We start from the raw sequence: 23,882 nt of genomic DNA, 5'->3' as shown, positions 1-23,882 counted from the left end.
TCAGTCAGCTCAGTTCGAGAACCACTCTTTCGCCGTCGAGGCGAGAATCGAGAGGTCTTCGAATCTCATCATTCGGAGCATCGCGAGGGGGTTGCCACCGTTCGCGTCGTCTAACTGGTCTTCGGAGAAGCGGTGGATGTCCTTCAGGAGTGCGTCGTAGCGTTCGTTGGAGGCGCGGTAGAGCATCTCGGTCATGAACAGCCGGTTTTTCACCTTGGGTGCGACGCGCTCGTGCCACAGTTGGTCGTAGATCGCGAGTTCCGACGCAGACGTGTCTTGGTCGGTGTGGGTGAGTGCGCGGTCGGCAGTCACGGCGGCGGCACGGCCAGAACGCATGCACTTGTCGATGCCCTCACCCCAGAGTGGGTCTACGGTCGGGACGGTGTCGCCGATCGCCATGAAGTTGTCCGTGCTCATCCGGTCGGGGAGCTGGATGTGTGCGGACCCGCGGTGCTGTTTGCCCGCGATACGCTCGGCGTTCTCGAAGCGGGGGTCGGTGTCGACCCAGTGCTGGAGGTAGTCGTCGATCGTGTATCCAGACTTGGCGTTGTGTCGGTGCCCTTCGTTTTGGATGTAACAGACGCCGACTTTCGCCTCGTCTTCACCAGTATGGAAAATCCACGAGTAGCCACCCGGAGCCATGTCGTGGTCGAGTCGAAGCATCATCGTGTCCGTGAGGTCGGCGTAGCCGTCGGGGTCGAGGTTCATCCCCTCGAACTCGTATTCGATTCCGATCGCTTGTTTCTCGCGTCGCAGGTTGCAGACGTCGAGCGCCTTCGCCAGTGGCGCGCTCGGGCCGGTCGCGTCGATGACGATGTCACCGTACACCTCCTGGTCGCCGTTGTACCGCACACCCACGATTTTCCCGTCTTCCATCACTGGTTTCGAGACGCGAGCGTCGAATCGGTACTCTGCACCGTCGGCCTCGGACTCCTCGACGAGCCAGTTCTTGAAATCGGCGAACTCGAGGACTGCACCGGGTTGGTGTCGTCGGTAGTGGTAGTTTGGAGACTCCAAGACGACGTCGTCGGTGAAGTTCATCACAACCTCGTCCGGAATGTTGAACGAGGACATCGTAGAGGGGAACGTCCCGGCAGTCGACTTGTTACTCCGCGAGGGGAATTCGTCTCTGGACTCGGTCTCGAGGACGCACACGTCGTACCCGCGGGACGCGAGGTCTCGTGCCGCCTGTCCACCCGCAGGGCCAGCACCTGCGATAATCACATCATAGTTGTCTGTCATTGTAGAGTAGGCATCACCGGTAAGTTGTTCGTACGCGCTACACACTCATTCTGAAACGAGCGTGTAATCTGCTTTGGTTTTGAACGCTCGCGCTGTTATGAATAGGTTGGTGTATCGTCGCCTGTTCGCCGACAGAATTGACGAGTGGGCACGTGTTCAGGGTACGAACGAAGATTGTCGAAAAATCGTTGCTGGCAGCAGCGTCGGTCAGACTTCCGGAATGCGTCGAACTTGGAACTCTCGATAGCTTCCGTAGGCCGCTTCGAGCGCCCCAAGCCACCAGTTCCAGCGTGTTGCTGGTCCACCGTCGGGTGCATCCCGAAGGTTACGAATGATTTCGTCGGCCGTGAGCACTGCGCCACGGTCTGCTTCGGCCTGTCCCGAGTCGGCGAGGTCACGGGCCTGTCGTGCGACGACCCGGCGTTCCGCCTCGGTACCGCCGAACTCGACGAGTGCCTCGCGGAACGTCTCCTCGTCGAACGAGGAGCGTTGGTTGTCGTGCCTATCGGTGGGAATCACACCCAACCTATGCGTTCTGTGACAAAGAATGGCTCGGCCAGATGAGTCGCCACTCAGGCCGGTGGCTGGTCACCGACGAACTCGACGAAAGACTCACTGACGAGGTCGGCCGGCGACTTGAGTCACTCCCACCACTCACTTCGTCGTTCAGTGTACGTGGCGTTCTGGAAGGGTTCGGGTTTGTCGGCGTCGTCTTCTGCGCCCAGATAGTGCGCCGTCCAGTAGCCGACGTGCCACCCGACAGCGTCGGTGTCGAGGTCGACGAGGACGACACGGAAACTGTCGTACGTCTCCAGTGCTCTGTCGCCGTCGGGGTCGTATCCAGTGACGGCGGCACACGAGGCACTCCCGGTCCCACACGGCGACGTGTCTGAAAACGAGATGTGGATATCCGCGTCTCCGGGGTCGTTGACGTAGGTGAACGTGAGGTTGTCGGGCATCCCCGGCGCACCCGCAGCGTAGTAGTCGAAGGCGTGTCGAATCTGGTCGCGCGCGCCATCGGAGTCCGCCGCACCGGAGTCGTCGACGTACACCGTGAAGTCGGGGTCGTCCCACGGGAACACTCTGTCGGTGGCGTTCGTGCGCGGGAGCGTGTAGAGGATACCCGTCGCGTTCATCAACTCGGCCGGTTCGTCACCGTGGGTGAGTCCGAGCGTGTGCCCTAACTCGTGTTCGATGATTTCGACGGTGGAGTCGTCTCCGAACCCAGTCATAACGTACACCGTCTCGGGACGGTCGATTTGGCGGGCGTCGGTGATGTACGGCGCGCACCCGACGGCGTCGACCTGCCCACTGCACTCTGGAATCGTCTCCGAGAACCGAACGACGATGTCGGGGTTCCGCGCGTCGGTGGTCACCGCGTACTCGATTTCGTAGCCGAGATATCGCGCGTCGTTCCGCTCCCAGAACACCGTCGCCTCACGAACCAGTGACTCGTAGTCTCGCCCGTCGTTCGGCGCCTCCACGTCGACGAGAACTGGGTCTGCACCCCACGGCCCGTATCCCGACGCAGGCGGGTACGTCGTCGTTTCCGTCGCCTGCTCCGTCGTCGTCTGGGCTGCTGTCGACGCTGTCTCCGGTGGTGGCGTCGCCGTTTCGGTCACACCGGTCGAGGGCGTGCTCGTGGTCGCCGTCGACTCCGTGGGTGGCGTCGTGGTCGGCGGCGCCGCAATCTCGGTCGAGGTCTCGACTGTTGGCCCCTCGTCATCGAGCGAAACAGGTGCCGTACACCCTGCGAGCGTGATGAGGAAGGCGAGCAGAATCGGGAGACCTCGCATACACGAACAGGGGTGGCGAATCGGCAAGAAGGTTTGTCCTCCAGCTTGCGAGAGCAGTCGCTCACGAGTTCGAAATCGGCTGAGAGGAGTAAGCCCCCTTCTGTTCGTCCCAGCATTCGGCTAAGCGTCCGCGTCCTTCCCGGGTCGAAACCCAGGGGCACGCCGGGCGAACCCGACGCGCCGTCCGGACTACCTTCACGGCGCGGACTTGCACCGGTGAGGATTCACCGTTCCATCCATTCTCGACCGTCTTCCCTCTGCGGGTTATCTCCCTTCCCTTACGGGTCGGTTCGCACGTACACGAGAGGAATCCCGGTACGTCGGTAGCGGCCATGCGGCCACGACCGCGCGTCATCGGTCGGGTCGAGGGGTGTCGTTTCTGTTCCAGAGCCAGCCGTCTCCGACTCCGGGCTTGCGCCCGGTCACCTGTCCAGACGGTGGGGGGACTTTCCTCATGCCCGTTTCGGGCACGGGAACTGGGCTCTCTCTGCCGACGTACTGTAGTCTCGTCCCTCGGATAAGCGGTTCGATTGGGACGGTTGGACGACCCATTTAGCCAACTTATGTGGGCATTAATCAACCTAACAACTGGTTAACAGTCGAGGGAAGCGTTGAAGTCAATACAGGCCTTGAATAGTAGTATGTCCGAGGCGCAGACCGTACACCTCACCTACGAGGATGGGGCGCGGGCGGTCGAACTGGCGCGGGAATCGGTCGAATCGTACGTTCTTCACGGGCAACGAGAACAACCGGGCAGTATGCGAGATGCCTTTTACGCACGAACTGGGGCGTTCGTGCGCATCAAGTCGACCCGTGGGCGAGGACGACTTCGAGGCTGTGCAGGTGCCTATCGTGGAAAAGACCAACTTGGGCACGCCATCGTCGACGCCGCCATCAAGGCAGCGTCCGGCGACTCGTGTCAGACGGAAATCGAAGCACCAGAGCTACCAAACCTCAACATCTCCGTCTGCATCGTTAACAGTTACACACTGACTAACGACCCTGTTGCAGACATCGAACTCGGGAAACACGGCATCGCCATCGACGCCGGCGGCACCCACGGATGGATGTATCCGACGCTCCCACTCGAGCTTGGATGGTCCAAAGAAGAGTTCCTCACGAACGCGTGCCGAAAATCCGGTCTCTCCCCACTCGCGTGGCAGGACGACGACACGATGATTACGCTCTTCGAAGGGCAGGTCTTCCGTGAGCGCGAAGACGGCGGCAGCGTCGAAGCGCTGTAAGTCCGGCCGACAACAGACGAAATACGGGCGGTACAGTTCGCACACCGACGACGGCCACAGTGCCGCTGTCGACGCAGCGTTCTCTCTTGCAGATAGGGTGTACCCGACGTGTCGAGAGACGTGTCTCCGCTACTCCTCGCCGAATCCGACCTTCTGCGCGTCTTCACGGGTTCGCCGCGTCGCCGCGTCGAGGTCGAACTCGCGGACGAGTTCGCCGTCGCGAATGAGTGGTTTGAGGAGCGACTCGCTGTCCGTCGGGCCGGGTCGGCCACGCAGGCCAACGTGGTGGCCGCCGTCCGCCGTGCGATAGACCTCCTTGACGCCCGAGAGCTTGCCGCGCTTGGCCGCGAGTTCGCCTTCGACTTCGACGATATCGAGCGCGAAGTCCACCGGGTTCGCGTTGGAGATGTAGCCTCCGACGCCGAATCCGGCGACGACGTCTCGCAGTTCGCGCAGTTCTGTGGGTCCGAGACCGCCGCTGACGAAGATACCGACGTCTTCGTGGCCACGTGCGTCGAGTTCCCAGCGAACCTCGCGGACGATGTGGCGGAAGTTCCCGCGGCGCGACGACGTGGTGTCGAGGCGAACGCTGTCGAGGTGGTCCCCGAGCGCATCGACTGCGGAGAGGACTTCGCCGACTTCGTCGCCGTAGGTGTCACAGAGTGCGACTCGTGGGACACCTTCGGGCACTGCTTCGTCGAAGGCCCGGAAGGCGTCTTCCTGCTTGTCGCGGCCGAAGGCGATTATCAACGCGTGCGGCATGGTGCCGCTCGCTTCGCGGCCGAGAATGTCGCCGGCGGCGACGTGTGAGAAGCCGTCGAGTCCGGCGACGAGCGCGCTTCGCTCGACCATCGCGGCGATAGACGGATGGACGTGGCGGGCACCGAACGAGAGCACGGTGGAGTCGGGGGCGGCGACTCGCGCGTCGAGTGCGGCCGTCGCGCACCCCGACGCGTGCGAGAGGAATCCGAGAAGAGAGGTTTCGAGGCGAGCGAATTCGAGATAGTCTCCCTCGATTCGCATCACTGGGCCGCCGTCGAACAGTTGGCCCTCGTGCATGGCGTCGACGTCGACGTCGTGGCCTTCGAGGAGTGCCGCGGCGTCTTTCACACCGGCGAACACCTCGAACTCCCCGTCGGGGAACTGGTCCGCCGTCACCTCGGCGACGACGCGGGGGTTCTTTCCCGCGTGTCGGAGAGTGGCCTCAGTCCGCTCGAAGTAGGCGTCAGTCGCGACGCCTTCGCGGATGGCCTCGGGACCGACGATGTCGAACTCAGTCATTGGTCGTCGATTCCGCGCGCCCGATGAAAAAGGTACATAATCGGTGCGAGCGGTCGAAGAGGAATTTTCTTCAATTCACGCCGGCCGATGCACCGCATCCAACTCCGCGGCGGTCGGCGCGTTGACGATGGTGACGGTGTCGCCGGTTCGCGTCACTCGGTAGGCGTCAGCGAACGGACCATCCTCTACGACGTAGGTGTTCGGAGCGACTCGTTTCGCACCCAGACGGAGTTGAAGCGTCGTCTTCACGTACGTCGTCTCGAACTGCCGTGCGTCTTCTTCGGTGTCCCAGACCGTCCTCCAGACGTAGGCCCGCTGGTGTGGGTTTGCCGACGCTGTCTCGTCCGACGTGGGGCGGTACGGCACGACGAGGTCACCGGCCCACCCCGAAGAGGGACCGGCAGAGTAGTTGTACGCCGAGTACGCACCGGTGTTTCGCTGGAGGTTGTCTCGGTCGATAGCGCCGTGTTTCCAGAACATCGCGAAGATGGACGCCTCACCGACGGTGTCACCGACTGGGTCGTGGTCGTATCGAGTCCACGCGTCCGACGACCGGTCTTCGATACGCACGTCGACTGGTCGCTCGTCGGGGTACGCCGAGGGGTCGAAAATCTGTTCTGTGGAGACTGGTCGGTTCGCGTAGGCGGCGTCGACGGCCGCCCATCCGCCGCGTTCGTGGAGGGCGGAGACGAACTCAGGACCCTCGCTGTACGGGGCGTAGATGGTCAAGAAGACGGGGTAGTCGAACGGGCCGCCGGACGAGCCACTTCCGGATGGACGAGCAACGCACTCCCACTCCGCTGCACAGCGCTCTTCGTACAGTCGGTCGACGTATCGAGCGTCGCCTTCGACGAGGCCGTTCTCGGCGAGTTGCTCGTCTTGGGTCGATGGCGATTGGTCGAGACCGAAGTGCTGGTCCTGCAGGGCGTGGTGGAGTTCGTGGGCGAGCGTTCGTCGGTCGATGACCGGGTCGCCATCGGAACTGATGAGGACGATTTCGTCGTCCGACGGGGAGTAGTAGCCGAGGACGGCACCGCCGTAGAGTTCGCCGAACACCTCGTCGATCGTCCGGTCTTCGCCGACCAACAGGAGCGATTCCCACACCTGGTCGTTCCAGTCGGCGTGGAGTGCTTCAGACTCGTTTTCGGGGGCAGTACCGATGGCAGACTCGTTGCGGTACTCGGCACGCGAGATGACTTCCACAGGGACCGGTTCAGTAAATTCGAGTTCGCGGATGACCTCGACGCGGGCCATCGTCCGGGCGACGAACGCCTCACGTTCTGTGGCGTTGAGGCCGTCGGACTGGTTCACCTCTATCGTCTCGTTGTACCAGTAGCCGTTTTCCCATCCGAGTCGGTCCGTCGGTGGGTCGTCCGGCCACGACCACTCGGTTGTGGTGTCGACGTCGTCGTCACTCGCCGCGTTGGGGTTCATCACGGGTGCAGCACACCCTGAGACGACGAGGAGGAGTGCCGAGAGAATCGCAGCGAGTCGACGCCGGTTCATGCAAGACCACTGGGTCCCCGACGAAAAAAAGCGTCCCGGCGGTGGTGCCGTGCGAATGGATGCCCGTTCGCGCTCAGGACGCGAGGCTCGGCCGAATCTCGTTCACGTCTGCTGGCGTCGGACCGTTGACGATGACGACCCGGTCACCAGTTCTGACGACACGGAAAGCATCGTTGAACGCCCCTTGCTCGATGACGTAGATACCGTCAGCCTGTTGGGTCGCGCCGTTGGCTTCGAGGATGTTGAGATACGCATCCTCGAACTCGCGGGCGTCACCGTCGGAGTCCCACTGCGTCACCCAGACGTAGCCGTATTCGGTCTCAGCGCCGGCCTCGTTTTGGTACGGGAACACGCGGTCGTTCCCCCATCCCTCCGAGGGTGCAGCGTCGTAGTTGTACGTGTCGTACTGGGCGTCCGTCTCGACGATGGTCTGCAGGCGGATGGTCTCGGCACCGGTCGTGCGCGCCTGATACCAGAACATGGCGTAGATAGACGCCTCACCGACGGTATCGGACCCATCGACGCCCTGCTCAGAGAACGTCGTCCATCCGTTCGTGGCCTCGTCTTCGAACGTGATGGGCGTCGGTGTGTCGTTGGTGACGTGGATGACCTGCTCGGACGAGACGGGTGGAGAGCGAAGCGCGTCGTTGACGGCTTCCCAGCCACCGTCTTGGTAGAGCGTGTTCAGGTAGACGGGACCGTCAGAGTACGGTTGGAAGATCGTGAGGAGGATTCCGAGATTCGGTCCGCTTCCTCCATCGGACGACCCACCAGAACTGTTCGCAGCGGGCGTCTCCACACAGTCCCACGCACCCGAGTTGCACTTTTCGGTGTACATGAGTTCGACGAGTTTCGCGTCGCCTTCGACGACGCCGTCGATTGCGAGGTCACCGTCCTGCGTCTCACCACGGAAGCGCGAGTCGGTCAGGTCGAAGTTCTGGTCTTGGAGGGCGTGCTGGAGTTCGTGAATCAGCGTGGCGTTGTCGATGGTCGGCGCGCCCGTCGAGTCGGTGACGATTTTGATTTCGTCGTCGGTCGGCGAGTAGAATCCGAGGACGGCACTTCCGGTCGTCTCCGAGATGGCGTCTGCACTGCCTTGGGACTCACCGGTGATGAAGAGTGCTTCCCACACCTGGTCGTTCCAGCGGTTGAACTCGGAGTCTGGCGACCCAGACCGGTTGGCGTTCTGCGTTCGGTACTCGTCCCGAGAGATGACGTTCACGGGGACCGTCTGCTGGAATTCGAGTTCCCGTATGTGTTCGACCCGTGCCATGCCGCGACTGACGTACGCGTCGAGTTCGGACTCGTTGAGACCATCAGACTGGTCGACTGCAATCGGTTCGTCGTACCAGTAACCGTTCTCCCACCCGAGAACGTCGGTTTCTGGGTCGGAGAATCCTTCTCTGTCGGGGTCCGGCGTCGCGGGGGGAGACGTGTCGCCACTTGCTGCACCGGGTGTCGCGGTGGGGGCAGCGCACCCAGCGAGAACCAAGAGAGCAGCGACGAAGAGGGCACGTAAGCCAGTCAATCGCATACCATACAGTTAGCCTCCGCAGGGAAGTACCTTTTCTGATACGTTCGCCGAAACCGACAGAATCCGTCGCAACCGTGGCAAGCGAGCGTCGCTGGAGGGACGGCCCCTCACGGCGCGTACTGTTTTGGTCGTCCCGAGACAACCACTCCCTATGGCACTCGACCCGACACGGACCGCAGTGGTCGTCGTCGACATGCAAAACGGGTTCTGTCACCCGGACGGGAGTCTCTTTTCGCCGGCGAGCGATGCGGCCGTCGAGGCCGTCACAACTCTCGTCTCGCTGGCCCGCGAGGAAGGCGCACGGGTGGTTTACACGCGAGACGTACACCCACCGGAGCAGTTCGACGACGCCCACTACTACGACGAGTTCGAGCGATGGGGCGAACACGTCGTCGAGGGCACGTGGGACGCCGAGTTACTCGGCGACCTCGACGTTCGAGACGACGACCTCGTGGTGGAGAAACACACCTACGACGCCTTCTACCAGACACAGTTAGACGGATGGCTCGACGCCCACGGCGTCGACGACCTGCTCATCTGCGGGACGCTCGCGAACGTCTGTGTGCTCCACACCGCTGGGAGCGCCGGCCTCCGCGACTATCGTCCAATCCTCGTCACGGACGCTCTCGGCTACATCGAAGACGCACACAAGGAGTACGCCGTCGAACACGCCGACTGGTTGTTCGGCGAGACGACGACGCTCGACGACGTCGAATTCGAGTGAGTCGCCGGCAGCGAAGGCTTACTCTCTGAAGAGTCGGTAGGCGCCCTGCCCAGTGGCCACGGCGTCGTCCCAGTCGGCCGACGGCGACTGCCGTCGCGCGACGTCTTCGTCTTCTTTCGGATCGGTACTGACGACGGTGATGGTGCTGACGCCAACGCTTCCGCCCGCCCGAACGACTTCGGCGACGGCGGTCAAGTCGCCGGACGCGCGGCGGAGGTAGTTCACGTTGAGGTTGATCGTGGCGACACCACCGGAGAGTGGGTCGTCGAGCATCGTCCGAAGGGCGATGCCACCCGCAGTATCGATGAGCGTCGCTGCGATACCACCGTGGATGGTGGGTGGCGAGACCGTGTTCGTGAGTTTCTCGTCGTACGGGATGGTCATCACGATACGACCACGGTCGATGGCATCGACCTGGGTGTTGAGCCACGAGAGGTAGCCGTGTTCCTCCTCGATGTGCCGCTGGACGATGGCCGCGGCCTCGGCAGGGAACTCGTCGGTCATGTCACGACCGAGTATGTGAGAGCGCATGTAACCGACGGTCCGCGCCCCACTGTCAGAGAAATGTCAGGATAGATGGGCAGAGGATATTTATCGCCCCCGAAAATCGTAGATGTATGAACGACTCCCGTGTCTTCCTCGTTGGTGAGGATGCCGCTATCCTCGCAGAGGGTATCGAACGGCGCGGGTTCGCTGTCGAGACAGTCGACGGGCGACAGGACGTCTTCGACACACTCGACGAGACGGTCGACGGCGTCGTCCTGGACGGCTCCTCCGACACCGACACTGACGCCGAGTTCGTCTCACGGGTCCGTGAGACAGTCGGACCGGTCCCCGTCTACGTCCTCATAGACGACCCCACACAGGTCTCTGCCACTGTCGTCCTCGGTGGCGGAATCGGTATCGAGCGGTCGACAGCAGTCGAGGACACAGACGCACTCGCCGCCCGTATCGAGCGCGCAATCGAGTTCTCCCAGTGGGCGACAACGTCCCGAGACGGCGACTCGTTGTATCGACTCATCGTCGAACAGAGCAACGACGCCATCTTCATCGCACAGGACACGACCTTCCAGTTCTGGAATCGCCGACTCACAGAACTGACCGGCCTCGACGATGACGAACTCGCTGGGACCGCCGTCTTGGACATCGTCCACCCCGACGACAGAGAAAAGGTCGCCGAGATATCCAAACGCAGACGACGTGGTGAAGCGGCACCGGAGAGTTACGACATCTGTATCGTCGACACTGACGGTGACGTCCGCGAGTGCTCGGTGAACGTGCAGGACATCGGGTACCACGGGGAGTACGGCGTCCTCGTCACGATGCGCGACGTGACAGAACAGCGCGCGACCGAAGCGCAGTTCCGAAGCCTCATCGAACTCGCACGCGACGTCGTGACGCTCGTCGGGGCCGACGGCCACATCCGCTACCAGAGCCCGTCTATCGAATCTGTCCTCGGATACGACCAAGGCGAATTGGTCGGGACGCACATCAAAGACCTCGTCCACCCCGACGACAGGGAGACGGTCATGTCCGCGTACGAGGAATCATTCGAGACGGGCGACGGAACCGACGAACCGGTTCGGTATCGTCACCGGACTGCAGACGGGTCGTGGCGATGGCTCGAATCCGTCGGGGCGAACCACATCGACACGACAGTCGATGGCTTCGTCGTGACCTCGCGCGACGTGACCGAGCAACGAACCTACGAGAACCAACTCCAGCGGTACGAGACCATCGTCGAGAGTATCCATCAGGGAGCCTACGTCGCCGACGCCGACGGCGTTCTTCAGTACATCAACGAGGCGGCAGCAGAGCGCATCTCGATTCCACGCGAGTCCCTCGTTGGCCAACACATCTCGGTCGCACACGAACTCGGCCTGCTCGACGAGCAACAGTACGACCAAATCGAGACTGTACTCGAAGACGTCCTCGTCGGCGAGAGTACCGGCGAGCGGTTCGAAGTGGAACTGTCGATTGGCAACGACGAGTTCGTCATTGAGTTCACTATCACGCCAATCGTCGACGACGAAGGCGAGGTTTCAGGTGCAGTGGGCCTCTCGGCCGACATCACCGGGCGAAAACGCTACCAGGAGCGACTCAACGCACTCCACGTCTCGACACGGCGCCTGAGCGCGGCAACCAGCAAAGAAGCGGTTGCGGACGTCGTCTGTGACGCTGCCGTCGAAGTGCTCGACTACGACCTCAGCGGCGTCTTTCTGTACGACGAATCAATCGACGCCCTCGTCCCGACGGCGCTCTCGGAACGGGCCAAACAGGAGTTTGGAGAGATACCACCGTTTCCGCGGGGAGCGAGTCTCTCGTGGGAAGTCTTCGAGTCCAACGAACCCCGCCTCTACAGCGACGTCGAGTCGAATCCGCGGCGGTACAACCCGGACACCGACATCACAGAGGAGTTGATCGTGCCGATAACCGACCACGGCGTGTTCCTGGTGGGGTCCCACGATGCAGGGGAGTTGGCCGACCAGCGCATCACACTGGCGAAAGTGCTGGCGTCGAACACTCGTGCAGCACTCGATCGGGTCGAACGCGAGCAACTCCTCCGACAGCGTGAGGAGGAACTCGCGCGGCAGAACGAACAACTGGAGTCGTTCGCGTCGGCCGTCTCACACGACTTACAGAACCCCCTCAACGTCGCGACAGGCTATCTCGAACTCGCCCGCGAGAAACACGATTCTGAGGAACTCGAACGCGTCGCAAACGCCCACGACCGGATGGGTGCAATCATCAAGGACGTTCTCGCACTCGCCCGAAACGGCCAGACGATCGACGAAGTCGAACTGTTGTCGCTCGAAGCAGTCGCGACAGAGGCGTGGGACATCGCCGCGTCGGACGCCCCGAATGCGACACTTGAACTCGAACGAGACAGAGACGTCCTCGCGCATCGGGGCCGTCTTCGGCAACTCCTTGAGAACCTCATCTCGAACGCGATTCGACACGGTGGTGACGACGTGACCGTCCGAATCGGGCCACTGCAAGACCGCTCTGGCTTCTACGTCGAAGACGATGGGCCCGGAATCGCGATGTCTGACCGCCCCCGTATCTTCGAAGCGGGGTTCACGACGAGTTCGAGCGGAACCGGGTTCGGGCTCAACGTCGTCCAGAGCGTCGTCAACGCCCACGGGTGGAGCATCTGGTTCTCCGAGAGCCGAGACGGAGGCGCGCGGTTCGAAATCACGACCGAAGAGGAATCCTGACGACCGCGAAGGTCGCCGTCAGCGTAAACACCTAATTCAGGCCCTTTCGAAGTCGGGGGTATGGACCGACCAGACGAAGCAACGGCACAGGCGGTCGATTCTTGTCGTGACGCCGTGCCACCGGCAGTCGACGGGGGACGCGTCGTGTTCGGGTTCGACGGCTACATCGACCGAGTCCGCGAGGTCGTCTCCGAGCGGCAGTCTGCTGAGGAGTACGAGCGCGTGTCGACGTTGGCCGCGTTCTCAGACCGCGTGAACGCCTCCGTGGAGGCCGAGAGTTCGCTCTCATTCGAGTGGATACAAGACGGCGTCCGTACCGGTGGACACGTGAGCCACCTCGCCCGTGCCTTCGGCGAGATGGGGTTCGACCCCGCAATCGTTGGGTGCCTCGGCGACCCCCTGGAAGCGCCGTTCGTCGAGGAGTTCGGTGACTTCCCGCTCGAAACGCTCGGGTCGCCGGGATACACCGACGCAGTCGAGTTTGGCGACGGGAAACTGATGCTCACCGAGATTGGTGCACTGATGACGCTCGACTGGGAAACCATCGTATCGCGTGTCGGACTGGACCGACTGGCCGAACTCGTCGACGGGGCCGAACTGTTCGGCATGGGCTACTGGTCAGAGATGCCCGAACTGCCCGACGTTGCGCGAGGGATTCGCGAAGACTTGTGGCCGACGCTCTCGAACCCACCGAAGACGCTTCTCTTGGACCCCGGTGACCTCCGAAAGCGCGAACCCGACGTCGTCGCCGAAGGCGTCTCCGAGGTCTCCGCACTGGACGAGGTGGTAGACGTACTCGTCTCGGCGAACCGGTACGAAACACGGTACATCGCACAACTCGGTGGGGTCGACGAAGGTGACTTCGAAACGGAGTCGCGCGCCGCGTTCGACCACCTCGGCGTCACGCGGTTCGTCGGACACGGAATCGACGCTGCACACCTCGTCGACGACGAGGGAACTACGAGCGTCGGTGTCCCACGAACCGAGAACCCAGTCCTCACGACGAGTTCTGGCGACCACTTCAACGCCGGTCTCGCACTCGCTCACGTGCTCGGTCTCGGCCGCGCAGAATCGCTCGTCGTCGGAAACGCCGTCGCTGGCCACTTCGTCCGCAACGGAACACCCCCGACCTACGAACAGACCTGCGCATTCGTCGACGAGTACCTCGACTACTTCGACGCGTAATCGCGTTCTGTTCTGTGCTATTCTCTTCTCTTCTCTTCTACCCACCGACAGATTGTCGGTTGACACAGCGGTAAAACCGGCTAAAACCACCGGCAATGTTTAAAAACCCCTTGTCTGAGAAAGGGATACGCATATCCATTCGATATGAGAACGAGAATGTGTCAGTGGCACCCACAGACACTCGTGATGCCAGCGAATGTCGGACTGTAAACCGTCATCGGTGGCAGTACGATAACTGACACACGCCACCGTCGGTGTCCGACTGCGCCTCGGGCACTGCGGTTTCGACGAGTCTACTTGGAACGCGAACGGCCTCGTACCGCATCGTCGACTGACGATGCAACGAGCCGATTGAGTGCGCGACGGAGTCGCTGCGACAGTGCCTGTTCAGAGATACCGAGGTCGTCCGCAATTTCGGTCAACGACGCCTCTTTTGGCGTCTCGAAGTACCCCCGCGAGAATGCGAGTTCGAGTGCCGTCAGTTGCTTCTCCGAGAGTCCGTCGTTGACTGGTGGATGACCGTCGATACGGGATGGTTCGACACGGCGAATGTCGATTTCGAGACGTCGGTCGAGGCACGCATCGTGGAACTTGGCGGCGTGTTCGTTCGTCGGGAAGAACACCGAGACGACCCAGCCTTCGTTCGTTCCGACCATCTCTCGGACGATACCGTCGTGCGCCTGAATCGTCGAGACGATGCCTCCGTCTTGGAGTTTCCACTGGCAACGGTACAGTCGGCCATCCGACCCGCTGGAGACGAGTTCGAACTCCTCGACGTCGCTGTGTGACTGCAGAACGTCCTCGACGACGTCGGCATCTGAGCCATGGACAGTGAAGTAGGGAACCGGGCCACTCGAGACGGGAACGCCCGGGACGAATACGATTTCGAGGTCCGAGTTTTTGAGCGCAGAGCCGAGGTAGGAATCACCGAGGGGGTACCCGAGTTCGACTTCGTATCCAGCGATGATGTCGTCGTCACGCATCATGTTGGTGATGGAGGATTTCGGAGAATCTCCACGACTCTCCGGAGGGAAGTACACTGTGTCTCACGAGCGCACAAGCGTAAGGGAAATATCGACATATTATTTCCGGACTTCCTACCTTTCATAGTAAATGCTTTTATAGGCAATACTGCAATCGCGCCACCTGTCAGAGAGATGGATTACACAGAGAGTCCACACACGTCGACTGCTGAGGGCGCCGTCAGCCGAGTCGAATCGGGTCCGTACTCGGACGAATACTCACGTTCACTTCGTCGCCGACGGCGAAGTCGTGGTCTGGGTAGACGACTTTCGTCCCGAAGTCGCCCCGCGATGCAAACAGTGACAATCCAGTCGCTCGCTCACCGTTCGCGAACACGTCGAAGTCAGTCCACGGAACGTCGCGTCCGGTCGTTCGGCCGAGTTCTGCGCCGAGGAGCGAGAGTGACCGGTCGTCGTCGACCGGGGAGAGTGTTCCTCCGAACGCGTAGTGCGCGAGTCCCCCGTCTAAGACGACGCCCTCGTCACTTGCGAGGCCGACGAACGCCCCCGGTTCTGCCTGTCCGGCACGCGTCGGTCGGTCGAGGACGACGTACGTCTCCCCCACCTCGACGACGGTTCCTCGCCCGTCCCAGTCGAGTGGCGAGACGGTCACGTCGACACTGAGCGGGAGCGACCCCCGAGCGCGGTGGTGATTCGCGGACTCGGGTCGAAAGCCGAGGTGGACGTGATTCGTGACCCACGGCGCGAAGAACCCAGACCGGACGAGTCGGCCAAGTGAGTCGCCGACGGCGACTTCGTCACCGGCAGTCACGTCGGGGTCGACGTGGAGCATTCGAGCCACGAGACCCTCACGTGGGTCGTCAGCGGGACGACCGGTCCACGACAACCCGGTCGCGTCGGCGTCCACGTCGACCAAGATGAGGTATTCGTCGTCGTGGGCGTACGGCTTATCGGGCGCACGGACGGTTCTCGTCTCGCGGACGACGCCCGCGACGGGCGAGCGAGCGCGTGTGTCGTCGGCGTCGACGTAGAGGTCGATTGCGCATCCACTATCGTGCGCGGGATACGGTGAGTTATAGAGCGAAAACCGCTCGAAGTGAGTGAGGACCGACCGCGGCAGACGCAGCATGGTCGTGGGGACGGGACGGATGTTCTTAGGTACGTCGGGGTGCTTCGAACAGATATGCGCGTCATCCGCGGCCGAAAATCCGACAGGAAGGCCGACCGGGCGGTCACCGCGGCCATGCTCAGCGAGACTGGCGAGACTGGCGAACCCGCGTTCCGTGCGTGGACACCGCACCGACAGATTGCGTTCGGCCGGCGCGACACGCGAGCGAGTCGATACGACGACGCCGTTGCTGCCGCCGAGTCCAGCGGATTCCCCGCACTCGAACGCTCAGTCGGCGGACGGGCGGTCGCCTACACCGGCACGACCGTCGCGTTCGCCCACGCGATTCCGCTCGACGACGCCCGCGCCGGTCTCGACGAACGGTACGAGGCGGGAGCCACGGCCGTCATCCGTGCACTTCGAACCCTCGGTGTGCCCGCTCGACGGGGCGAACCGCCGAACTCGTACTGTCCGGGCGACCACTCAGTTCAGGCCGGTGGGAAACTCTGCGGCATCGCCCAGCGAGTGCGAAAGTCGTCTGCGCTCGTCTCCGGCGTCGTCATCGTCACCGACCGCGACGAAATCGCCGACGTACTCGTCCCTATCTACGAGGCAATCGACGTGCCGTTCGACCCCGAGTCGGTCGGGAGCGTCGACACCGCAGGCGGACCGGGTGACCCAGACGCGGTCTGCCAGGCGCTCGAAGACGTGTTCGTCGGCGACGCGGTGACTCGAATCGAAGCCGCGAGCGACGTCGAGTTGTGAGTGTAAAGGTCCGTCACCCGAACCGCCGGACTTAGGACGCGGCGCGTGGCACCCCCACCTATGCGAATTGCGAACGCGACGCTGGCCGACGGGCGCGTGGTTGACGTCCGCGTCGAAGACGGACGCATCGCCGCCGTCGGTGACCTCGACCCAGTCGCCGACGAAGAGACCATCGACGCCGACGAGAACCTCCTTCTACCGGGCGCAATCGACGTCCACGTCCACTTCCGCGAACCGGGATTCGAACACAAAGAGACGTGGGAGACCGGGTCGCAGAGCGCCGCCGCGGGCGGCGTGACGACGGTCGCCGACCAACCGAACACCGACCCCACGACGACCACGGGTGCTGGATTCGACGCCAAGGCCGACCGGGCCGCGAACTCGTGTATCGACTACGGTATCAACGGCGGCGTGACACCCGACTGGGACCCCGAGAGCCTGTTCGACCGACCGCTGTTCGCCCTCGGCGAAGTGTTCCTCGCCGACTCGACCGGTGACATGGGCATCGACGCCGACTTGTTTTCGGCGGCCGCCGAGCGCGCCGGTGAGGCCGGCGTCCCGGTGACCGTCCACGCCGAAGACGCCGACCTGTTCGACGAGTCGGCTATCGAGGGTGACCTCGGTGGCATCGGCCGCGACGCCGACGCCGACGCGTGGAGTGCCTACCGCAGCGCTGAGGCCGAAGCGGTCGCCGTCGAACGCGCCGTTCGCGTCGGTGGCGAGACGGGCGCGCAGATTCACATCGCCCACACGAGCACGCCGGAGGGCGTCGACGCCGCCCGCGACGGCGGTGCGACCTGTGAGGTGACGCCCCACCACCTGTTCCTCTCGCGCGACGACCTCGCCGACCTCGGAACCTACGGTCGGATGAACCCGCCACTCCGCTCCGAAGAACGCCGCGAAGCCATGTTCGAGCGCCTCGCAGACGGCCGTATCGACGTGGTCGCGACCGACCACGCGCCGCACACGGTCGACGAGAAAGACCAGTCACTCCTCGACGCGCCGAGTGGTGTTCCCGGCGTCGAGACGATGGTTCCGCTCCTCCTCGGTGCGGCCGTCGACGGCGACCTGTCGCTCGAAACCGTCCGCGACGTGGTCGCGACGAACCCAGCAGACATCTTCGACCTGCCGCAGAAAGGTCGCATCGAGGAAGGCGCCGATGCCGATATCGCCCTCTACGACCTCGACGCAGCCCGCGAGATTCGCGGTGACGACCTCCACTCGAAGTGTGGCTGGACGCCGTTCGAGGGATTCACCGGCGTCTTCCCCGAGTGGACGATGCTCCGTGGCGAGTTGGTCTGGGACGGCGAGTCGTTCGGCGACGTGTCGGGCGAGAACGTTCGGGCGTAACCGACACGCCACCCAGTACCGCGCCGTGACTTTCGACGAGATGACTGCTTGTTTCGCCGCCACGTTCTGATTCGGCAAGCGAATCCTTTTCCCGTCGGACTCACCGAGACAACGACACACATGACCGAAGAGCAGACGCCGCCGCGGACTCGTGGACCGAACGCAGGAGACCCCCATCCACTCGAAGGAGTGTTGTCGTTCTGGGAGACTGTCGTCGAAGACGCCGAAGCGACTGCCGAAGAGTACGAGGCAGAAGGCTGGGAGACGCTCGTCCTCCACCCCGGTGACGTGACGGTGCTTCCCCCGGCGAATCTCCCCGACGCGACCGAGCGCGTCGGATTCGACATCCTCGTGCCGGGCCGTGAGTTCGAGACGCTCTCGGAGTGGGTCGACCACGCAGCGTTCGACAGATACGACGTCTACCGTGCCCGCGAGAGTGGGACGGTGTTCGCCGTCTCCGTCGTGCAAGCACCGGCGGCGGAGAAAGCAGTCGTCGTTCCGCTCTACTACGCGCTGGACAAGGTGGACGTAATGGCGAAGAAAGCCCGCGAGCAGGGCGAATTACGGCTCTACGTCAGGCCGGTCGAAGCCGACCAGCGTGTCGAACTCCTCCAGTCCGACCCGGACCCACTGTTTCCGTAACGCTCGTTCGAGCGTTCTCTTCAGTCGTCGTTCGAGAGTTCTTCGTTCCGGAGTTCCGTACTCGCCTCACGGACCTCGCGCATGACGCTCGAGATGCGCTCTTCGGCTTCGAGTTCTTCTTCGACCGAGAGGTCGACACCCTCGACTTCGAGGAGGAACTTCGCAATCTCGGTCACTTCGTACATCATCTCGTCGAGTTCTTCGGCCGTGAAGAACCCCGACATCGCACCGTAGAGGAACGTCGCACCCGACTTTCGAACCTTGTCACGGAACGCAGAGCGTGCCTGATTGACCGCCTGCGGCGAGTACGTGTCGGTCATGAACGGGACGAGTTCGGGGAGGTTCTCGCCAATCTTCGTCATCTCGACACCCGTCTCGGTTCGGAAGTCCGCACAGAGACGTGCGATGGCCCACTCGCGCGCCGTCACGTAGGTCCGGTCGCGGAGGAAGTCGTTGACGCGGTCGTACTGCGCGCCGTCGACCTTCTTGAAGCGGGCGTACTTTTGCACGTCTTTCGGAACGTCGGGTTCAGCGTCGGCATCGGTGTCGGCGTCGTCTCCGGCGTCAGCGTCGGCGTCAGCGGATTCGACGTCGGTGTCGCCGTCAGAACCCGATTCCTCGTCAGCGCCGGCATCGGCTTCCTCGTCAACCGACTCAGTGGCAGACTCGGACGCTGCATCGGCGTCCGCATCGACACCGGTTCCGGTTTCGACGGTCGCCCCTGCTGACTCGGACTCCCGAGATTCCGTCGTTTCGGGTGCGTCTTCGACCGATTCGGTCGGGTCTGGCTCCGTCTCGGAACCGGCCAAGTCCTCGTCGGACTCGCCAAACTCGTCTGTCATACCGCGGGGTACCGTGCCATGGCCGAAAAGGGTTCCGCGACGACAGGGGGTGACGCTGTGGACCGACTCGAACCCCAAGTCCGGGCAAGGGTTTTCTATCATCCCCGCGAGAGTGGGAATCATGAAGGTACTGCTCGGAATCGGTGGCAGTGACGATTCCATCCGAGCGCTCGAAAAGACGGTCGAACGAACAGCGCACGTCGACGACGACCTCACCATCGCAATCGTCGATAACCCGTCTGTGGAGCGTTCGCGCGACGATATCGAATCGAAGGTCTCAGAAGTTGTCTCCGACCTCGGAATCGAGGCGACGGTCCGCCACCTCGAGGGTGACCCCGGGAGCGCGCTCGTCGACTTCGCCGAGAACGAAGGGTTCGACCAACTCGTGTTGGGCGGCGGAGAGACGAGTCCGATGGGGAAGATTCAGATTGGGAGCATCGCGGAGTTCGTCCTCCTCAACTCCCACGTAACCGTGACCCTAGTACGATGAGCACTCGAACGTACTCCGACGTCGTCGCAGACCCGTACGACCCGCCACCGCTGTCGTTCAGCGACAAAGACGACCGGACTATCGAGGTTCGTACCTACGACGGCACCGACGAGGAACTCGAAGCCCTCGTCGAGATGTACGATTCGTTCGACCCCTCAGACCGGGCACAAGGTATCCCACCGGGGCGAGAAGACCGTATCCGTGATTGGCTGGACAACATCCTCGACGGCGACTGTCTGAACGTCATCGCGTGGGACGGCGACGAGGTTGCCGGACACGCGACGCTCGTCCCCGACGGCGACGCCTACGAACTCGCAATCTTCGTCCACCAGACGTACCAGCGCGCCGGTATCGGGACGCGACTCATCAAAGCGCTCCTCGGACACGGGCGCGTGTCCGGCGTCGAAAAGGTGTGGCTCACCGTCGAGCGATGGAACCGCGCCGCAGTCGGCCTCTACCAGAATGTCGGGTTCGAGACGAGCGACGCCGAGAGTTTCGAGTTAGAGATGACCATTCGCCTCACCGAACCGTCGGAGTAACCCGCGTCGTCACGCCGAGAGAACGGGTTGGCTGGCGTACAACAGGACGTACTCGGCGGCCTTCGCGAGCACCTCGCCCGGGTCGCCCGAGACGGGTTCGCGCGGGACGACGACGAAATCAACCTCCAGTTCTTCTGCGGTGTCGAGGACGACACTACCGGGGTGACGGAGTTTGCTCGTCGGTGAGAACCCGTACGCGACAGACGTGGTGATTGGGACACCTGCGTCGTGAGCAATCTTGGAGACCGTATCCGTCACTGCCTTACTGTCTTCGGCAACGGCGTCCTGGTCGACGACGCCCTGCTCGATTGCACGGACGACGTCCTCGCCGAGGACGTGGACAGCGTGGACCGCGGCGTCGTACTTGGCCGCGATTTCGACGGCGTAGCGGGCCGCACGCGTCGCCTCCTCGCTTTGGTCGACCGGCACGAGGACGAGGTCGATAGAGAGCGGGCGCGATGACATGTCCCCACCTCCGTTGGGGGACGACAAAAAACTCACCCACCGTCGCCGGCGGCTCGCTGACCGGACGGGTTTTATCACGTCGCACGCTGAATCCGAGGACATGTTCGACACCATCGTCATCGCCACCGACGGGTCGGCGAGCGTAAGACGCGGGATCCGTGTCGCCGTCGACCTCGCTGAGCGCTTCGATGCCGACGTTCACGCGCTGTACGTCGTCGACGCCGGCGACGTGGAGACGGCGCCAGAGCGACTCCGTGAAGAGATGCGCGAGGCGCTCCGCGAGCGCGGCGAGGAAGCGTTGGCCGACGTGCAGGCGGAGACGGAGCGAGACGTGACGTTCGCGGTCCGTGAGGGGCGGCCGGCAGCCGAAATTTCGAACTACGCCCGCGAAGCGGACGCAGACTTGGTCGCGATGGGAACTCGCGGCCGCCACGGTGAGAACCGCTTCCTCATCGGGAGCGTCGCCGAACGCGTCGTCCGAACCTGTCCGGTGCCGGTGTTGACGGTTCGGCAACTCGAAGAGGGGTCAGTCGACACACTCCTCGGCGAAGAAGCGGCCTGAAGAGACGACGGTCTGCGAACAGACACGCGAACGACCCGAGTACGACTGGAACCCGCCCCGAAGCCGACCCGGACGAACACGAGTCGATGCAATCGGCAGGAGTTTTCCCCGTCGCGTCCGACGCGGTTGTATGGAAGACGAGCTCATCGACAGTTCTCGACTCTCGCTCCCCCGCAAGTCTGTCCTCCCGGGAGCAGGATTTTTCTATCCCGACTCGCTCGACGAATCTCGCGCCGAAGAACGCGCAAAAGAGAAACTCGAAGACGCCTCGGTGGCAGTCGTCACCGACACCGACGCCGACGGTCTCGGGTGTGTCGCGCTCATCCGCGAGATGTACGACGCCGCCCTCGACGTCGACGACTTCGAAGAGCGCATCAAAGAACGACTGAGTGACGACGAAGACGAGGAAGAAGACGAAGCGGCTGTGGACGCCGACGAAGAAGAAGAGCGACCCAAGTCGTCGGTCGCACTCGTCGGGTCGAGTCCGTACTCGCTGGAAGACGACCTCCTTCGCGTCGCTGAATATGCACCCGAAGGTATCGACGTGTACGTCTGTGACCTCTGTCCGGACAAGTACGAGTACGTCGAAGAAGAACTCGAAGCGCTCACCGAGGTCGCAGGCGAGATTCACTGGTACGACCACCACCAGTGGAAACCCGAGGTCGAATCGAAGGTCCGCGAGGCGGGCGTCGACCTCGTCGTCGGCGAATCCGACGAGGAGTGTTCGACCGACGTGGCGCTCCGCGAACTCGACTACGACTTCGACGAGCGGTTCGTCGAACTCGCCGCAGTCACCCGCGACCACGACCTCTGGCTGAACGAAGACGAGCGAAGTCAGGACCTCGCCGACTACGCCTACTGGACCTCGAAAGAGGAGTACGTGGCAATCGTCGGTGCCTACGGCGCAGACCTCCCACCGGTCGTCGAGGAGTACATCGCCCACCGCCGCATCGAGAAGGAGAACCTCATCGAGGCCGCCGTCGACCGCGCGGACATGAAGACAGTCGGCGACTGGACCGTCGGCATCACCTACGGTCGCTGCTCGCAGAACGAAGTTGCAGACGCGCTCCGTGAGAAGGGTGCCGACGCCGCAGTCGTCGTCAAGCCCGCTGGGAGCGCGAGCATCCGCGGGTCGGACGACTTCGAGCGCTGTCACGAGGTTGCAGGTCTCGTCAACGGCGGTGGCCACCCCAAAGCCGCAGGGTGTAAACCAGACATCTACGACGACATGCTCGACTACGCCCACCACTGGACGACGCAGGGGGCGACCACGAAGCGCGTCATCCTCAACGCGTTCGAGCGGGTGGCCGAGATGCCGGAAGAAGACGAAGACCTCGAGACCGAACGGTAACGAACGTACTGAACACGACAGAAACGCGTGAGACTCGCGTTACTCGTCGTCGACGACCCAGCGGTCGGAGTACGTCGTTCCGCAGGTACACTTCGCGTAGGCGTGGATGACGTCGCCCTCCTCGTAGATGCCGCCGACTTCCTCGTTCTGTGCTTCGGCGAACGAGAAGATGAACTTCGCTTCGTGGTTCTCGTCGGACGTTGCGTCGGGGCAGACACCGCCGCTCAGGTCACGGTCGATGTCGCCGTCGTTGCCCATCGCGGTCTGGGCGAACTCCATCGCGTCCATTCCCGTTCCGGCAGCGAACGCACGGCGGCCATCGTCACCGGGTACGATGAGGATGTAGCCGTTTTCGACTTCTTCGCCCATGTTGGGGAGTTTGCCTTGGCTGTCGAGATACTCGTGCGTGAGATAGAGCGCCACGTCGTCGAGACGCTCGCCCGAGAGGTACTCCGCTACCTTGCTCATATCCCGTCTAGAGGCATCACGCCCTAAAAGCGGCGTGTATCTGTGTCGGGAGCGACGTTCGTCGGGCGGGCGAGCGACTTACTCGTCGAGAGAAATGGACCGGGTGAGAGATTTACTCGTCCGGTTGTTTCGGACCGGGCGAGCGACCTACTCGTCGGACAATCCGAACTTCTCGGCGATACTCGAAAGCGAGTCGTTCGGGCGCTCGGTGACGCGGTAGACGGTTCGGACACCGGGGACCCGGAGACCGAACTGGTAGCCACCGTCGAGTTCGTCGAGTTCGACGGCGTCGTCCGGGCCGCGGTCGTGTTCGCGGCACCACTCGACGAGTCGATTCTCACCCTCTCCGGGTGTGCGCGCGAGGCGCTTGTTGTCGTACGCGCCACGAACCACGAGTCCCGAAGCGTCGCCAGCGAGACGAGCGTGATAGGCCGTCCCGTCGAGGTGGAGGCGAATGAAGTCGCCTTCGGCGGCGGGGACGTCGTCTGGGACACGCAGGCAGGGACGACGAGTGCCACCGCTGCGGGCGATTTTCGCGCGGAACGTCTGGACCGACGGATGGTCGGACGGCAGTTGCTCTGGCACGG

The 23,882-nt window shown here is 62.9% G+C and carries 24 protein-coding genes and 1 other RNA gene; 11 read left to right on the top strand and 14 right to left on the bottom strand.

The window, feature by feature from the left end; all coding sequences use genetic code 11:
- Positions 1-9 precede the first annotated feature (9 nt).
- The 4 genes from GJR98_RS04255 to rnpB all read right to left on the bottom strand — a co-directional run bounded on the left by GJR98_RS04255 (position 10) and on the right by rnpB (position 3,530).
- Positions 10-1,242 carry a digeranylgeranylglycerophospholipid reductase gene (locus tag GJR98_RS04255; RefSeq protein ID WP_151135780.1) on the bottom strand — a complete coding sequence of 411 codons (1,233 nt, stop codon included), beginning with the start codon at positions 1,240-1,242 and terminating at the stop codon, positions 10-12.
- Between the two features lie 207 nt (positions 1,243-1,449).
- On the bottom strand, positions 1,450-1,761 hold the full coding sequence (locus GJR98_RS04250) for a hypothetical protein (protein WP_151135778.1): 312 nt from the start codon (positions 1,759-1,761) through the stop codon (positions 1,450-1,452).
- 122 nt (positions 1,762-1,883) lie between these two features.
- Positions 1,884-3,038, bottom strand: a complete 1,155-nt coding sequence (locus tag GJR98_RS04245; protein ID WP_151135776.1) for a matrixin — start codon at positions 3,036-3,038, stop codon at positions 1,884-1,886.
- A 77-nt stretch (positions 3,039-3,115) separates the two neighbouring features.
- Positions 3,116-3,530: RNase P RNA component (gene rnpB, locus GJR98_RS04240), an RNA gene on the bottom strand.
- 149 nt (positions 3,531-3,679) lie between these two features.
- On the opposite strand from rnpB, the gene GJR98_RS04235 reads away from it, so the two are divergent.
- On the top strand, positions 3,680-4,282 hold the full coding sequence (locus GJR98_RS04235) for a TIGR00296 family protein (protein ID WP_151135774.1): 603 nt from the start codon (positions 3,680-3,682) through the stop codon (positions 4,280-4,282).
- Between the two features lie 129 nt (positions 4,283-4,411).
- Here GJR98_RS04235 and GJR98_RS04230 read toward each other — a convergent pair whose 3' ends face one another.
- The 3 genes from GJR98_RS04230 to GJR98_RS04220 all read right to left on the bottom strand — a co-directional run bounded on the left by GJR98_RS04230 (position 4,412) and on the right by GJR98_RS04220 (position 8,603).
- A complete protein-coding gene (locus tag GJR98_RS04230; protein WP_151135772.1) occupies positions 4,412-5,563 on the bottom strand; it encodes a nicotinate phosphoribosyltransferase in 1,152 nt (383 codons plus the stop codon).
- Between the two features lie 75 nt (positions 5,564-5,638).
- Entirely contained in the window at positions 5,639-7,069 is a 1,431-nt protein-coding gene (locus GJR98_RS04225; protein WP_151135770.1) for an Hvo_1808 family surface protein, read from the bottom strand.
- A 73-nt stretch (positions 7,070-7,142) separates the two neighbouring features.
- Positions 7,143-8,603, bottom strand: coding sequence for an Hvo_1808 family surface protein (locus tag GJR98_RS04220; RefSeq protein ID WP_151135769.1), 1,461 nt, complete (start codon positions 8,601-8,603; stop codon positions 7,143-7,145).
- A gap of 151 nt (positions 8,604-8,754) precedes the next feature.
- On the opposite strand from GJR98_RS04220, the gene GJR98_RS04215 reads away from it, so the two are divergent.
- Positions 8,755-9,327 carry a cysteine hydrolase family protein gene (locus tag GJR98_RS04215; protein WP_151135767.1) on the top strand — a complete coding sequence of 191 codons (573 nt, stop codon included), beginning with the start codon at positions 8,755-8,757 and terminating at the stop codon, positions 9,325-9,327.
- Between the two features lie 18 nt (positions 9,328-9,345).
- On the opposite strand, the gene GJR98_RS04210 is transcribed toward GJR98_RS04215, so the two are convergent.
- A complete protein-coding gene (locus tag GJR98_RS04210) occupies positions 9,346-9,831 on the bottom strand; it encodes a PaaI family thioesterase (RefSeq protein WP_151135765.1) in 486 nt (161 codons plus the stop codon).
- Positions 9,832-9,944: 113 nt separating this feature from the next.
- Between GJR98_RS04210 and GJR98_RS04205 the strand changes: the two genes are divergently transcribed.
- Together GJR98_RS04205 and GJR98_RS04200 are read left to right on the top strand one after the other, a co-directional pair.
- Positions 9,945-12,545: a PAS domain S-box protein gene (locus GJR98_RS04205; RefSeq protein WP_151135763.1), complete on the top strand. Its 2,601-nt coding sequence runs from the start codon at positions 9,945-9,947 to the stop codon at positions 12,543-12,545.
- Positions 12,546-12,605: 60 nt separating this feature from the next.
- Complete coding sequence (locus GJR98_RS04200; protein WP_151135761.1) at positions 12,606-13,730, top strand: hypothetical protein; 1,125 nt, start codon at positions 12,606-12,608, stop codon at positions 13,728-13,730.
- A gap of 293 nt (positions 13,731-14,023) precedes the next feature.
- Here GJR98_RS04200 and GJR98_RS04195 read toward each other — a convergent pair whose 3' ends face one another.
- Both GJR98_RS04195 and GJR98_RS04190 read right to left on the bottom strand, forming a co-directional pair.
- On the bottom strand, positions 14,024-14,713 hold the full coding sequence (locus GJR98_RS04195) for a helix-turn-helix domain-containing protein (RefSeq protein WP_151135759.1): 690 nt from the start codon (positions 14,711-14,713) through the stop codon (positions 14,024-14,026).
- A gap of 220 nt (positions 14,714-14,933) precedes the next feature.
- Complete coding sequence (locus GJR98_RS04190; protein ID WP_151135757.1) at positions 14,934-15,842, bottom strand: hypothetical protein; 909 nt, start codon at positions 15,840-15,842, stop codon at positions 14,934-14,936.
- A 54-nt stretch (positions 15,843-15,896) separates the two neighbouring features.
- On the opposite strand from GJR98_RS04190, the gene GJR98_RS04185 reads away from it, so the two are divergent.
- From GJR98_RS04185 to GJR98_RS04175, 3 genes are all read left to right on the top strand, one after another.
- Positions 15,897-16,586, top strand: coding sequence for a lipoate--protein ligase family protein (locus GJR98_RS04185; protein ID WP_151135755.1), 690 nt, complete (start codon positions 15,897-15,899; stop codon positions 16,584-16,586).
- A gap of 60 nt (positions 16,587-16,646) precedes the next feature.
- A complete protein-coding gene (locus GJR98_RS04180; protein ID WP_151135753.1) occupies positions 16,647-17,936 on the top strand; it encodes a dihydroorotase in 1,290 nt (429 codons plus the stop codon).
- 120 nt (positions 17,937-18,056) lie between these two features.
- The gene (locus GJR98_RS04175; RefSeq protein WP_151135751.1) at positions 18,057-18,578 is read left to right on the top strand and encodes a DUF7529 family protein; all 522 of its coding nucleotides are present in this window, start codon (positions 18,057-18,059) and stop codon (positions 18,576-18,578) included.
- Positions 18,579-18,598: 20 nt separating this feature from the next.
- On the opposite strand, the gene GJR98_RS04170 is transcribed toward GJR98_RS04175, so the two are convergent.
- A complete protein-coding gene (locus GJR98_RS04170) occupies positions 18,599-19,420 on the bottom strand; it encodes a DUF5806 family protein (protein WP_151135749.1) in 822 nt (273 codons plus the stop codon).
- A gap of 121 nt (positions 19,421-19,541) precedes the next feature.
- Here GJR98_RS04170 and GJR98_RS04165 point away from each other — a divergent pair, with 121 nt between their 5' ends.
- Positions 19,542-19,910 carry a universal stress protein gene (locus tag GJR98_RS04165; RefSeq protein ID WP_151135747.1) on the top strand — a complete coding sequence of 123 codons (369 nt, stop codon included), beginning with the start codon at positions 19,542-19,544 and terminating at the stop codon, positions 19,908-19,910.
- Complete coding sequence (locus tag GJR98_RS04160; RefSeq protein ID WP_151135745.1) at positions 19,907-20,449, top strand: GNAT family N-acetyltransferase; 543 nt, start codon at positions 19,907-19,909, stop codon at positions 20,447-20,449. Before GJR98_RS04165 ends, GJR98_RS04160 begins: the two co-directional genes overlap by 4 nt.
- Before the next feature lie 9 nt (positions 20,450-20,458).
- Here GJR98_RS04160 and GJR98_RS04155 read toward each other — a convergent pair whose 3' ends face one another.
- Positions 20,459-20,914, bottom strand: a complete 456-nt coding sequence (locus GJR98_RS04155; RefSeq protein WP_151135743.1) for a universal stress protein — start codon at positions 20,912-20,914, stop codon at positions 20,459-20,461.
- A gap of 100 nt (positions 20,915-21,014) precedes the next feature.
- Between GJR98_RS04155 and GJR98_RS04150 the strand changes: the two genes are divergently transcribed.
- Both GJR98_RS04150 and GJR98_RS04145 read left to right on the top strand, forming a co-directional pair.
- Positions 21,015-21,476 (top strand): universal stress protein, encoded by a 462-nt coding sequence (locus GJR98_RS04150; RefSeq protein WP_151135741.1) that lies wholly within the window; start codon positions 21,015-21,017, stop codon positions 21,474-21,476.
- A 130-nt stretch (positions 21,477-21,606) separates the two neighbouring features.
- Positions 21,607-22,827, top strand: coding sequence for a DHH family phosphoesterase (locus tag GJR98_RS04145; protein WP_151135739.1), 1,221 nt, complete (start codon positions 21,607-21,609; stop codon positions 22,825-22,827).
- 39 nt (positions 22,828-22,866) lie between these two features.
- Here the strand turns inward: GJR98_RS04145 and GJR98_RS04140 are convergent, their stop codons facing one another.
- Complete coding sequence (locus GJR98_RS04140; RefSeq protein ID WP_151135737.1) at positions 22,867-23,295, bottom strand: DUF5807 family protein; 429 nt, start codon at positions 23,293-23,295, stop codon at positions 22,867-22,869.
- 147 nt (positions 23,296-23,442) lie between these two features.
- On the bottom strand, positions 23,443-23,880 hold the full coding sequence (locus GJR98_RS04135; protein ID WP_151135735.1) for a DUF7112 family protein: 438 nt from the start codon (positions 23,878-23,880) through the stop codon (positions 23,443-23,445).
- Between the last annotated feature and the right edge of the window lie 2 nt (positions 23,881-23,882).

The sequence above is a fragment of the Haloferax marinisediminis genome, from assembly GCF_009674585.1.
Classification (GTDB): Archaea; Halobacteriota; Halobacteria; order Halobacteriales; family Haloferacaceae; genus Haloferax; species Haloferax marinisediminis.
The sequence above is the reverse complement of the archived record's forward strand: the minus strand, read 5'-3'. Positions and strand labels throughout refer to the sequence as shown.